This window comes from Kitasatospora sp. NPDC023120 (assembly GCF_055560835.1).
The window spans coordinates 284,168-295,973 of the sequence record NZ_JBVHHY010000001.1; the positions used below are offsets into that span (position 1 = coordinate 284,168).

Below are 11,806 nucleotides of genomic sequence, written 5' to 3' on the forward strand. Positions count from 1 at the left end.
CATGAGCTCCACTCTCGCGGGCTGGCTGCAGGTCCTCGCCCTCGTCGGCGCGCTGGTCCTGTGCTACCGGCCCCTGGGCGACCACATCGCCCGCGTCCTGACCACCTCGAAGCACCTCAGAGTCGAGCGCGGCATCTACAAGGTGATCGGCGTCGACGGTGACGCCGACCAGCGCTGGCCGGTGTACCTGCGCTCGGTGCTGGCCTTCTCGGCCGTCTCGGTGCTCTTCCTGTACGGCCTGATCCGCCTCCAGGGCCACCTGCTGCTGAGCCTGGGCGTTCCGCCGATGGAGGGCCACCAGGCCTGGAACACCGCGGTCTCCTTCGTCACCAACACCAACTGGCAGTCCTACGGCGGCGAGTCCGCGATGGGCCACCTGGTGCAGATGGCGGGCCTGGCGGTGCAGAACTTCGTCTCCGCCGCCGTGGGCATCGCCGTCGTGGCGGCGCTGATCCGCGGGTTCACCCGCAACCGGACGGACCGGCTGGGCAACTTCTGGGTCGACCTGGTCCGGATCAACCTGCGCCTGCTGCTGCCCATCTCGATCGTGTTCGCCCTCGTCCTGGTGGCCAACGGCGTGATCCAGAACTTCCACGGCTTCCACCAGGTCGCCAACCTCGCGGGCGACGTGCAGAGGATCCCGGGCGGCCCGGTGGCCTCGCAGGAGGTCATCAAGGAGCTGGGCACCAACGGCGGCGGCTTCTTCAACGCCAACTCGGCGCACCCGTTCGAGAACCCGACCGGGTTCACGAACTGGCTGGAGATCTTCCTGATCCTGCTGATCCCGTTCGCGCTGCCGCGGACCTTCGGCCGGATGGTCGGTGACAACCGCCAGGGCTACGCGATCGCGGCCGTGATGGCGATCTTCTGGGTCGCCTCGGTGGCGCTGATCACCCTTGCCGAGTCGCAGCACTCGGGCTCCGCCCTGCAGGCCGCGGGCGGCGCGATGGAGGGCAAGGAGCAGCGCTTCGGCATCGCCGCCAGCTCGCTGTTCGCCGCGTCGACGACGCTGACCTCGACGGGTGCGGTGGACGCCTTCCACGACTCGTTCACGCCGTTCGGCGGCGGGATCACGATCTTCAACATGATGCTGGGCGAGATCGCGCCCGGCGGTGTGGGCTCCGGTCTGTACGGGATGCTCGTGCTGGCGATCGTCGCGGTGTTCGTGGCCGGCCTGATGGTCGGGCGCACCCCGGAGTACCTGGGCAAGAAGCTCGGCGGCCGGGAGATGAAGTTCGCCTCGCTGTACATCCTGACCACGCCGACGATCGTGCTGGTCGGCACGGGTGTGGCGATGGCCCTGCCGGGCGAGCGGGCCGGGATGCTCAACTCGGGCGCCCACGGCTTCTCCGAGGTGCTGTACGCCTTCACCTCCGCCGCCAACAACAACGGCTCGGCGTTCGGCGGGATCACCGTCAACACCGACTGGTACGACACGGCGCTGGGCCTGGCGATGGTCCTCGGCCGCTTCCTGCCGATGGTGTTCGTGCTGGCGCTGGCCGGCTCGCTCGCCCAGCAGCAGCCGGTCCCGGCGACGCCGGGCACCCTGCCCACCCACAAGCCGCTGTTCGTGGGCCTGCTGTCGGGCGTCGTCCTGATCGTCGTCGGCCTCACCTACTTCCCGGCCCTGGCTCTCGGGCCGATCGCGGAAGGTCTCTCCTCCTGATGTCCACTCCTACGCTCACCCCCGCGCCGGCCGAGACCCAGGCCGAGCCCGCCGCACCGCACAGAGTGGCCGGCGGCCTCCTCGACCCCAAGTTGATCGCCGCCTCCCTGCCGGACGCGGTGAAGAAGCTCGACCCCCGGGTGATGGTCAAGAACCCGGTGATGTTCGTGGTCGAGGTCGGCTCGGTCGTCACCACGGTCTCCGCGATAGCCGACCCGTCCGTGTTCGCCTGGGCCATCACGGTGTGGCTCTGGCTGACCACGATCTTCGCCAACCTGGCCGAGGCCGTCGCCGAGGGCCGCGGCAAGGCCCAGGCCGACACCCTGCGCAAGACCAAGACCGAGAGCGTCGCCCGTCGGCTGACGAACTGGCCCGCCACGCAGGACGAGGAGGAGGTGCCCGGCACCGCGCTCAGGCTCGGCGACCACGTCGTCGTGGAGGCCGGGCAGGTCATCCCGGGCGACGGTGACGTCGTCGAGGGCGTCGCCTCCGTGGACGAGTCGGCGATCACCGGCGAGTCCGCGCCGGTGATCCGCGAGTCCGGCGGCGACCGCAGCGCCGTCACCGGCGGCACCAAGGTGCTGTCCGACCGGATCGTGGTGAAGATCGCCTCGGAGCCGGGCAAGTCGTTCATCGACCGGATGATCGCCCTGGTCGAGGGCGCGGCCCGACAGAAGACGCCGAACGAGATCGCGCTGAACATCCTGCTGGCCTCGCTGACCGTCGTCTTCCTGGTCGCGGTCGTCACGCTCCAGCCGATGGCCACCTACGCGGGCGCCCCGCAGTCGATGATCGTGCTGGTCGCCCTGATCGTGGCGCTCATCCCGACCACCATCGGCGCGCTGCTCTCCGCGATCGGCATCGCCGGCATGGACCGGCTGGTGCAGCGCAACGTGCTGGCGATGTCCGGGCGTGCCGTCGAGGCCGCCGGCGACGTCAACACCCTGCTGCTCGACAAGACCGGCACCATCACTCTGGGCAACCGCCAGGCCGCCGAGTTCCTCGCGGTGAGCGGCGTCTCCACCGACGAGCTGGCCGGTGCCGCGCAGCTGTCCTCGCTCGCGGACGAGACGCCCGAGGGTCGCTCGATCGTGGTCCTCGCCAAGACCGAGTACGGTCTGCGGGCCCGCGCCCAGGGCGAGTTGACGCACGCCACCTGGGTCCCGTTCACCGCCCAGACCCGGATGTCGGGCGTCGACCTGGACGAGACCTCCGGCGTCCACCAGGTCCGCAAGGGCGCGGCCGCCGCCGTGTCCACCTGGGTCACCGAGAACGGCGGCAAGGTCACCGACGAGGTGTCCACGCTGGTGGACGGCATCTCGGCGGCGGGCGGCACGCCGTTGGTCGTGGCCACGAAGGTCGCCGATGCCCCGGCCCGCGTCCTGGGTGTCATCCACCTCAAGGACGTGGTCAAGGAGGGCATGCGGGAGCGCTTCGACGAGCTGCGCCGGATGGGCATCAAGACCGTCATGATCACGGGCGACAACCCGCTGACCGCCAAGGCGATCGCGGAGGAGGCCGGCGTGGACGACTTCCTCGCCGAGGCCACGCCCGAGGACAAGATGGCGCTGATCAAGAAGGAGCAGGAGGGCGGCAAGCTGGTCGCGATGACCGGCGACGGCACCAACGACGCCCCCGCGCTCGCCCAGGCCGACGTCGGCGTCGCGATGAACACCGGGACCATGGCGGCCAAGGAGGCCGGCAACATGGTCGACCTCGACTCCAACCCGACCAAGCTGATCGAGATCGTGGAGATCGGCAAGCAGCTGCTGATCACCCGCGGCGCGCTGACCACCTTCTCCATCGCCAACGACGTGGCCAAGTACTTCGCGATCATCCCCGCGATGTTCGCCGGGGTCTACCCGGGCCTGAACCACCTCAACATCATGGGCCTGCACAGCCCGCAGTCCGCGATCACCTCGGCGATCATCTTCAACGCCCTGGTCATCATCGGCCTGATCCCGCTCGCCCTGCGCGGCGTGAAGTACCGCCCGTCGGATGCCAGTTCGTTGCTGCGCCGCAACATCGGGATCTACGGCTTCGGCGGTCTGGTGGTGCCGTTCGTCGGCATCAAGCTGATCGACCTGATCGTCCGGTTCATCCCCGGCCTGAGCTGAGAGAGGAGTCCACCGCCATGTCCAAGCCCCTGCCCGCCGTCGTGCGGACCCACGTCACCGCCCTGCGCGTGCTCCTGGTGCTGACCGTGATCCTCGGAGTCGCCTACCCGCTGCTGGTCACCGGCGTCTCCCAGGTCGCCTTCGGCGAGAAGGCCAACGGCTCGATCGTGAAGTCCGACGGCAAGGAGATCGGGTCCAGCCTGATCGGCCAGAACTACAACCTCCCGAAGAAGAACCCCGACGGCCCGAAGGAGGAGGCGGAGCCGGACCCCAAGTGGTTCCAGCCCCGGCCCTCCGCCGCCGGGACCGGCTACGACGCCTCCTCCTCCGGCGCCTCCAACCAGGGCCCGAACAGCGAGGACCTGCTGAAGGCCGTCAACGACCGCCGCGCCGCCGTCGCCGAGTTCGACGGGGTCGACCCGGCGAGCGTCCCGGTCGACGCGCTGACCGCCTCCGGCTCCGGCCTCGACCCGCACATCTCGGTGGCCTACGCCAAGGAACAGGTGAACCGGGTCGCCAAGGCGCGCAACCTGCCCGCGGAGAAGGTGGCCGAACTGGTCGACACGTACACCGAAGGCCGTTCCCTCGGCTTCCTCGGACAGGAGGGCGTCAACGTCGTCCTGCTCAACAAGGCTCTGGAAGAGCAGAAGTGACGCAGCCTCACCCATCAGGATGACCGGCCCGGCCCGGGCGCGGGAGGATGCTTCCCGCGCCCGGGCCGGCCGCCCCGTGACCGCAGACGTCCACCAGCTCCGATCCGATGGAAAGAGCAGTGCCCATGGCCCGCGACCTCACCCCCGGCTCCGGCATCCGCGGCGGCCGGCTGAGGGTGTACCTCGGCTCCGCGCCGGGGGTCGGCAAGACCTACCGGATGCTGGACGAGGCCCGTCGCAGACGGGAACGCGGCGTCGACGTGGTGGTCGGGTACGTCGAGTGCCACGGACGCCGCCACACCGAGGGCATGCTGGCCGGTCTGGAGGTCCTGCCGAGGGCGCACCGCTCGTACCGGGACGCCGAGTTCGAGGAGATGGACCTCGACGCGGTGCTCGCCCGCCGCCCCTCCGTCGTCCTGGTCGACGAACTGGCGCACACCAACATCCCCGGCGGCCGGCACGCCAAGCGCTGGCAGGACGTCGAGGAACTGCTCGCCGCCGGCATCGACGTCATCACCACCGTCAACGTCCAGCACCTGGAATCGCTGAACGACGTGGTCCGGAAGATCACCGGCATCCCGCAGCGCGAGACCGTCCCGGACGAGGTGGTCCGCCGGGCCGACCAGATCGAGCTCGTCGACATGGCCCCGCAGGCACTGCGCCGCCGGATGGCCCACGGCAACGTCTACAAAGCGGAGAAGGTGGACGCCGCGCTCTCCAACTACTTCCGGGTCGGCAACCTCACCGCCCTGCGCGAACTCGCCCTGCTCTGGGTCGCCGGGCGGGTGGACGAGGGCCTGCGCGACTACCGGGCGGCCCACCGCATCGACCGGGTCTGGGAGACCCGCGAGCGCGTCGTGGTCGCCCTCACCGGCGGCCCCGAAGGCGAAACGATCATCCGCCGGGCCGCCCGGATCGCGGACCGGACGGCCGGCGGCGAGCTGCTCGCCGTCCACGTCACCCGCAGCGACGGCCTGGCCGGCGCCTCCTCCGGCGCACTCGCCCAACAGCGGCAGCTGGTCGAGGACCTGGGTGGCAGCTACCACGTGGTCGTCGGCGACGACATCCCCGCCGCGCTGCTCGCCTTCGCCCGCGCCCACGACGCCACCCAGCTGGTCCTCGGCACCAGCCGCCGCGGCCGGATCAACCGCTTCCTCACCGGCCCCGGCACCGGGCAGACCACCGTGGACGCCTCCGAGGACATCGACGTCCACATGGTCACCCACGAGTTCACCGGCCGCGGTCGGCTGCCCGCACTCGGCCGCCGCCACTCCAAGCGCCGCACCATCGCCGGGTACGTGGCCGGCTTCGTGCTGCCCGCGCTGCTCACCGCCGCGCTCTCCCAGGCGCACCACAGCATCAACCTCACCACCGACGCGCTGATCTTCCAGCTCGGCGTGGTCATCGTCGCCCTGCTCGGCGGGGTCACCTCCGCGCTGGTCGCCGCGCTCATCGCCTCGGTGCTGCTGAACTACTACTTCATCCCGCCGATCCACACCCTGACCATCGGCGAGACCAACAACATCGTGGCCCTGGTGGTCTTCGCCGCCATCGCCCTCACCGTCTCCACCGTGGTCGACCACGCCGGCCGGCTCACCAGCCGGGCCGCCCGCGCCACCGCCGAGGCCGAGACCCTCTCCACCCTGGCCGGCAGCGTGCTGCGCGGCGCCGACGCGCTGCCCGCCCTGCTGGAGAAGTCCCGGACGGCCTTCGGCATGCACGCCGTCGCCCTGCTCTCCCGCTTCGACGGCGAGGTGCTCGCGCACTCCGAGGGCGAGCACCAGGGCGACGGCGACGCACCGCACGAGACCACCGAGGTCCCGGTCGGCACCGACGCCCTCCTGGTGCTCACCGGGCGCCGGCTGCCCGCCGCCGACCAGCGCGTCCTCACCGCCTTCGCCGCGCACGTCGCCGCCGCCCTGGAACGCGACCGGCTGGCCGTCGTCGCCGCCGAGGTCGAGCCGATCAGGGCCGCCGACCGGATGCGCACCGCCCTGCTCGCCGCCGTCAGTCACGACCTGCGCACCCCGCTCGCCGCCGCCCGCGCCTCGGTCGGCTCACTGCGCAGCCCCGACGTCGAGTTCTCGCCCGAGGACCAGGCCGAACTCCTCGCCACCGCCGACGAATCGCTGGTCAAGCTCACCCGCCTGGTCGACAACCTGCTCGACATGAGCCGCCTTCAGGCCGGCGCCCTCACCCTGCACCTCACCGAGACCCACCTGGACGAGATCCTGCCCCGGGCGCTCGACAGCCTCCCCGACCCGTACGCGCCGATCCAGCCGCTCGACCTCGACACCGCCCCCGCGGTACTCGCCGACCCGCCGCTGCTGGAACGCGTGCTCGCCAACGTCATCACCAACGCGCTGCGCCACAACGCCCCCGGCGCGCCCGTCCTGGTCACCGCCAGCCACCACGCCGAGCAGGTCGAGATCCGAGTGATCGACCGCGGCCCCGGCATCGCCCCCGAGGACCGCGACCGGGTCTTCCTGCCCTTCCAGCGCCTCGGCGACACCGACAACACCACCGGCGTCGGCCTCGGCCTTGCCCTCTCCCGCGGCCTCGCCGAGGCCATGGGCGGCAGCCTGGAGGTCGAGGACACCCCCGGCGGCGGCACCACCATGCTGCTCACCCTGCCCGCCGCCGCGCCCGCCCCGCCCGCCGTCCATGGGGAGGAACCACCGCATGAATGAGATCCTGATCGTCGACGACGAGCCCGCCCTGCTGCGGACCTTACGGATCAACCTCAGCGCCCGGCAGTACGCCGTCCGCACCGCCGCCAGCGGGGGCGAGGCGCTCGACCGCGCCGCGTACTCGCTCCCCGACGCCGTCCTGCTCGACCTCGGCCTGCCCGACCTCGACGGGATGGAGGTGCTGCGCGGCCTGCGCACTCACAGCGCGATGCCGATCATCGTGCTCTCCGGCCGCAGCGACGCCGCCGACAAGGTCGGCGCCCTGGACGCGGGCGCCGACGACTACCTCACCAAGCCGTTCCTGATGGACGAACTCCTGGCCCGGCTGCGGGCGGTGCTGCGCCGACCGCTGGGCGGCGTCCCGCCCGCCCGGCCGGTGATCGGCGACCACACCGTGGACCTCGCGGCCACCACCGTGACCGGCCCGAACGGCACGGTGCGGCTCACCCCGACCGAGTGGCGGATCCTCGCCCTGCTGCTCGCCGACCCCGGCCGGCTGGTGCCCGGACGGCAGATCCTGCGCGAGGTGTGGGGCCCGGCCCAGGAGGGGCGCGGCAACTACCTGCGGGTCTACCTCGCGGGGCTGCGCCGCAAGCTGGAGCGCGACCCGGCCCGGCCGCGGCACCTGATCACTGAGCCGGGGATCGGATACCGGTACGTGCCGTAGGGTCCGTTCCCCGGCCCGCGTCATCGGTGAGGCGTCAACGAGGCGTCAAGAGCGGGCCGCGGGCCGACAGGAGGGCGTCAAGGCCGGGCTGCGGCGGCGCTCCGTGGGCGTAGCGTCGGTACCGAACCGAGCGGGCCCTGCTCCGTGTGGGGGAGGCCTGGGGCCGCTCACGCCGCCGTCGAAGGACGGCCAGCAGGTGGGGAAAGGGGCGCGCGACAATCCGTCGCGCGCCCCTTTTGGCTGCCGATCCTGTGCGTGCCGATCCTGTGCCTGGCGATCCTGTGCGTGCCGGTCTCCGCGGGTCAGTCTTCCGCGCTCCCGGACTGCCGCGGCAGCGCCAGCGCCACCGTGTCCGCGAACTCCCGCACCGCGCTGGTCCGGCTGACCACCCGGCCGCTGTGCACCACCAACCGGCTGTGCCCGCCCGCGAGCGCCCCGGCCAGGCTGTCCCCGCGCACCGCCAGCAGCTCCGCCGGGAACCCGGCGTCCACCCGGACCGGCGGCAGCCCGAGCGCCGCCCGGGCCTGGTTCGCCACCGCGTCGTACGCCGCCTCCGGGTCCAGCTCGCCACCGGCCGCCAGCAGGTACGCCGACTCCAGCGGATCCGCCCGGCCGACCGGGTTGGACGGGTCCCGCAGTGCCCCGCTGCCCGCCGCCAGCGGCACCCGGGCCGACGCCAACTCCCGTAGCAGGCCCGGCCGCAGGCCCGTCGTCCGGCCCTCCAGCCCGGTGCAGCCGCCGTTCTGCGGCAGGCAGACCACCCGCACCCCGCTGGTCGCCAGCACCGTCGACGCGCCGCGGGCCAGCGCACCGCACGGGCCGAGCGTCACCCGGGGCCGCAGTGGAGCCAAGGCGCCTGCCAGCCTGGCGAGTTGGGCGGCATCGGCGGCGGTGGTGTGCAGGTCCACCGGGCAGTCCGCCTCCCGGGCGGCCTCCAGCAGCAGCTGCACGTACCCGGCCGGGTCCGGGTCCAGCTCCGGGCAGCCGCCGGCCGCCGTGGCACCCAGCTTGAGCGCCTCCCGCAGCTGCGCCCGGCCGTCGGCGCCGGCCCGGCCGGTGAGCAGCCGGGGCATCGCCACCGCCTGCAGCTCGGCCAGTCCGCGCAGCGCCTGCCGGGCGGTGAGCACCGCCTCCAGCCGGCGCAGACCGTGCACGTCGCCGATCCGGACGTGGGTGCGCTGGGCGGTGGCGCCATAGCCGAGCGAGGTGAGCGCGGCCTCGGTGACCCGGCGGGTGAGGTCGGTCTGGGTGTCCGGCGGCGGGACGGGCAGGGCGGCGGAGAAGGCGGCGTCGTAGTGGGCGTGCGCCTCGGCGGGGGCGGGGAGCAGCAGGTAGCCCCTGAGGTCGATCCGGGCGCCGGTGGTGACGGTGGGCGCGCCGGGCAGGGCGGGCAGCGGGCCGAGGCTGCCGACGGTGCCGACGGCCTGGATCCGGTCGCCGCTGATCCGGACGTCCACCATCCGCCCGTCGGCCAGCCGGGCGCAGGTGAGCAGCAGGACCGGGCCGTGCCCGAGCGGGTTGGCCGCCGGGCCGGGCCCCTGGTGCGGGCCGTCGGCGGCTGCGCTGTCCATTGCCGGCTCCTTCTCGCGCCGGCCCGTGCGGTCGGCCAGTCGATCCCGATCAACCCGATCAATGAGGGTCGAGCCTATGGCGCGCAGCGGCGGGGAGCCGGGAGGCGGGCAATAGTCGTATCGGGTCGGGCCGTGCGCCTCGCGGGACGGTCGAACGCCCGGCCTTGGATCGCTCCTCCGTGCACCTCGCCCACCTGCGGTCTTCGCCGCGGGATACGGATTTCACCTCCGGGCGCGAAACGTGTAATCTCTTCCTCGTTCGCCCCTATAGCTCAGTCGGTAGAGCGTCTCCATGGTAAGGAGAAGGTCTGCGGTTCGATTCCGCATGGGGGCTCTGGTGAGAAGCAGTCAGTTTTGGCTGTGCTGCGGATCACTGTGGCGGTGTAGCTCAGTTGGTAGAGCAAGCGGCTCATAATCGCTGTGTCACCGGTTCAAGTCCGGTCACCGCTACCCCGCGTAGTCGGTCGGGAGATCGCACTCCCGGTCGGCTACTCTTGTTGTGTTCTTATTCGTTGTCCAAGGAAGGCACTCCCGTGGCTGCCACCGACGTCCGCCCGAAGATCACGCTGGCCTGCGTGGAGTGCAAGGAGCGGAACTACATCACCAAGAAGAACCGGCGTAACGACCCGGACCGTCTTGAGATGAAGAAGCACTGCCCCCGCTGCAACTCGCACACCGCGCACCGCGAGACCCGCTGACCTCGTCGTAGGGCATCGGGCCTGTGTGAATTCAGGTCTTCGACTCCGGGCCGCATCCCTCACGGGGGGTGCGGCCCGGAGTCTTTTTCGTATCCGTCCGCTTCGTATCCACCCGCGTTCCGAGGAGCTGCCATGGCACTCGACCCCTCCTTCATCGGGCGTAGTTACCCGCCCACCGAGCCGTACGAGGTCGGCCGGGAGAAGATCCGCGAGTTCGCGACCGCGATCGGCGACGCCAACCCGGCGTACACCGACGCGGAGGCGGCGAAGGCGCTGGGCCACCCGGACGTGATCGCCCCGCCGACCTTCCCGTTCGTGATCACCTACCGCGCGGCCGCCCAGGTCGTCGAGGACCCGGAGCTGGGCCTGGACTTCAGCCGGGTGGTGCACGGCGACCAGAAGTTCGCCTACACCCGCCCGGTGCGGGCCGGTGACCGGCTGTCGGTCGCGGTGACCATCGACAACATCAAGTCGCTCGCGGGCAACGACGTGCTGACCGTGCGCGGCGAGGTGACGGACGCGACCGGCGAGCACGTGGTGACGTCGGTCATGACCCTGGTGGCCCGGGCCGCCGACGAGGCGGGGGAGTGAGCGCGATGGCGATCAGCTACGACGAGGTCGAGGTCGGCACCGAGCTGCCGACGCAGTCCTTCCCGGTGACCCGCGACACACTGGTGCGCTACGCGGGCGCCTCGGGGGACTTCAACCCGATCCACTGGAACGAGAAGTTCGCGCTGGAGGTCGGCCTGCCCGACGTCATCGCGCACGGCATGTTCACCATGGCCGAGGCGATCCGGGTGGTCACCGACTGGGTCGGCGACCCGGCCGCGGTGGTGGAGTACGGCGTGCGGTTCACCCGCCCGGTGCCGGTGCCGAACGACGGGGTCGGTGCGGTGGTCGAGGTCTCGGCCAAGGTCGCCAAGAAGCTGGACGACCGCAAGGTGCAGGTCGACCTGCTGGCCACCACCGGCGGGCAGAAGGTCCTCGGGATGTCCAAGGCGGTCGTCCGGCTCGGCTGAGACCGGCTCGTCCGAGGCCTGCTCCTTCGAGGCCGGCGGACGTCGACGGGCTGAGGCCGGCCGATCGGCGGCGACCGGGGTGGTGCGACGGAACCCCGGCCGCCGCCGCGGGCCTTGCGAAGATAGTGATTGGCCACTAACTTGGAACCCATGGCGAGGTCGAGCATGCGGATGAGTGCGGAGGAGCGGCGCGAGAGCGTCATCCGTGCCGCGATGACCGAGTTCGCCCGGGGCGGCTACCGGGGCACCTCCACCGAGGCGATCGCCCGCCGGGTGGGCGTCTCGCAGCCGTACCTGTTCCGGCTGTTCCCGGGCAAGCAGGCGATCTTCGAGGCGGCCGCCGAGCGCTGCGTCGAGGAGACCTGGCGGGTCTTCGACGAGGCCTCGGCCGGGTTGACCGGCCAGGAGGCCGCCGAGGCGATGTCCACCGCGTACCTGGGCCTGGTCGAGGACCGCGACCAGCTCATGATGCAGATGCAGCTCTACGTCTCGGTGTTCGCGGCCAGGGCGGTCGGCGAGGAGGAGATCGGGGAGTCCGCGCGGCGGCTGTGGGAGAGCCTGTTCGAGCGGGTCAGGATCCGGATCGGTGGCGACATGAAGGACGCCACGCAGTTCTTCGCGTACGGGATGCTCATCAACACGCTGGTGGCGCTGGGGTACCCGCCGGACCACCGGATCTGGACCGGCTTCGACGGGTGCGAACCGGCCGAGTAGACCGGCCGCAC

10 protein-coding genes and 2 tRNA genes are annotated in these 11,806 nt (G+C 71.7%); 11 read left to right on the plus strand and 1 reads right to left on the minus strand.

Translation table 11 applies throughout. The features are described 5' to 3' along the window. The first annotated feature begins 1 nt into the window (after nt 1). The 5 genes from kdpA (at nt 2) to ACZ3TI_RS01405 (ending at nt 7,793) form a co-directional block, all read left to right on the plus strand. Nucleotides 2-1,666: a potassium-transporting ATPase subunit KdpA gene (gene kdpA / locus ACZ3TI_RS01385; RefSeq protein ID WP_465722104.1), complete on the plus strand. Its 1,665-nt coding sequence runs from the start codon at nt 2-4 to the stop codon at nt 1,664-1,666. Further along, on the plus strand, nt 1,666-3,783 hold the full coding sequence (gene kdpB, locus ACZ3TI_RS01390; RefSeq protein ID WP_465722106.1) for a potassium-transporting ATPase subunit KdpB: 2,118 nt from the start codon (nt 1,666-1,668) through the stop codon (nt 3,781-3,783). The genes kdpA and kdpB overlap by 1 nt, the downstream gene beginning before the upstream one ends. A gap of 17 nt (nt 3,784-3,800) precedes the next feature. After that, nucleotides 3,801-4,436: a potassium-transporting ATPase subunit KdpC gene (gene kdpC / locus ACZ3TI_RS01395; protein ID WP_465722108.1), complete on the plus strand. Its 636-nt coding sequence runs from the start codon at nt 3,801-3,803 to the stop codon at nt 4,434-4,436. Between the two features lie 125 nt (nt 4,437-4,561). Further along, nucleotides 4,562-7,126 carry an ATP-binding protein gene (locus tag ACZ3TI_RS01400; protein WP_465722110.1) on the plus strand — a complete coding sequence of 855 codons (2,565 nt, stop codon included), beginning with the start codon at nt 4,562-4,564 and terminating at the stop codon, nt 7,124-7,126. Next, nucleotides 7,119-7,793 carry a response regulator gene (locus ACZ3TI_RS01405; protein WP_465722112.1) on the plus strand — a complete coding sequence of 225 codons (675 nt, stop codon included), beginning with the start codon at nt 7,119-7,121 and terminating at the stop codon, nt 7,791-7,793. The genes ACZ3TI_RS01400 and ACZ3TI_RS01405 overlap by 8 nt, the downstream gene beginning before the upstream one ends. Nucleotides 7,794-8,095: 302 nt before the next feature. On the opposite strand, the gene ACZ3TI_RS01410 is transcribed toward ACZ3TI_RS01405, so the two are convergent. Then, nucleotides 8,096-9,364, minus strand: a complete 1,269-nt coding sequence (locus ACZ3TI_RS01410; RefSeq protein ID WP_465722114.1) for an amidohydrolase family protein — start codon at nt 9,362-9,364, stop codon at nt 8,096-8,098. Nucleotides 9,365-9,625: 261 nt separating this feature from the next. Here ACZ3TI_RS01410 and ACZ3TI_RS01415 point away from each other — a divergent pair. The 6 genes from ACZ3TI_RS01415 (at nt 9,626) to ACZ3TI_RS01440 (ending at nt 11,795) form a co-directional block, all read left to right on the plus strand. Continuing rightward, nucleotides 9,626-9,698 (plus strand) — tRNA-Thr (locus tag ACZ3TI_RS01415). Nucleotides 9,699-9,741: 43 nt separating this feature from the next. Beyond that, nucleotides 9,742-9,814: transfer RNA gene (locus ACZ3TI_RS01420), tRNA-Met, on the plus strand. 83 nt (nt 9,815-9,897) lie between these two features. Beyond that, nucleotides 9,898-10,062 carry a 50S ribosomal protein L33 gene (gene rpmG, locus ACZ3TI_RS01425; RefSeq protein WP_006604855.1) on the plus strand — a complete coding sequence of 55 codons (165 nt, stop codon included), beginning with the start codon at nt 9,898-9,900 and terminating at the stop codon, nt 10,060-10,062. A gap of 132 nt (nt 10,063-10,194) precedes the next feature. Beyond that, a complete protein-coding gene (locus tag ACZ3TI_RS01430) occupies nt 10,195-10,653 on the plus strand; it encodes an FAS1-like dehydratase domain-containing protein (RefSeq protein WP_465722116.1) in 459 nt (152 codons plus the stop codon). A gap of 5 nt (nt 10,654-10,658) precedes the next feature. Continuing rightward, nucleotides 10,659-11,081, plus strand: coding sequence for a MaoC family dehydratase (locus ACZ3TI_RS01435; RefSeq protein WP_465722118.1), 423 nt, complete (start codon nt 10,659-10,661; stop codon nt 11,079-11,081). Nucleotides 11,082-11,231: 150 nt separating this feature from the next. Beyond that, nucleotides 11,232-11,795, plus strand: a complete 564-nt coding sequence (locus ACZ3TI_RS01440; protein WP_465722120.1) for a TetR/AcrR family transcriptional regulator — start codon at nt 11,232-11,234, stop codon at nt 11,793-11,795. The last annotated feature ends 11 nt before the right edge of the window (nt 11,796-11,806 follow it).

What these genes read in the sequence shown, in the direction of transcription:
- kdpA (WP_465722104.1), top strand. Translation starts at nt 2, where the DNA reads ATGAGCTCCACTCTCGCGGGCTGGCTGCAGGTCCTCGCCCTCGTCGGC.
- kdpB (WP_465722106.1), top strand. Translation starts at nt 1,666, where the DNA reads ATGTCCACTCCTACGCTCACCCCCGCGCCGGCCGAGACCCAGGCCGAG.
- kdpC (WP_465722108.1), top strand. Translation starts at nt 3,801, where the DNA reads ATGTCCAAGCCCCTGCCCGCCGTCGTGCGGACCCACGTCACCGCCCTG.
- ACZ3TI_RS01400 (WP_465722110.1), top strand. Translation starts at nt 4,562, where the DNA reads ATGGCCCGCGACCTCACCCCCGGCTCCGGCATCCGCGGCGGCCGGCTG.
- ACZ3TI_RS01405 (WP_465722112.1), top strand. Translation starts at nt 7,119, where the DNA reads ATGAATGAGATCCTGATCGTCGACGACGAGCCCGCCCTGCTGCGGACC.
- ACZ3TI_RS01410 (WP_465722114.1), bottom strand. Translation starts at nt 9,364, where the DNA reads ATGGACAGCGCAGCCGCCGACGGCCCGCACCAGGGGCCCGGCCCGGCG.
- ACZ3TI_RS01430 (WP_465722116.1), top strand. Translation starts at nt 10,195, where the DNA reads ATGGCACTCGACCCCTCCTTCATCGGGCGTAGTTACCCGCCCACCGAG.
- ACZ3TI_RS01435 (WP_465722118.1), top strand. Translation starts at nt 10,659, where the DNA reads ATGGCGATCAGCTACGACGAGGTCGAGGTCGGCACCGAGCTGCCGACG.
- ACZ3TI_RS01440 (WP_465722120.1), top strand. Translation starts at nt 11,232, where the DNA reads ATGGCGAGGTCGAGCATGCGGATGAGTGCGGAGGAGCGGCGCGAGAGC.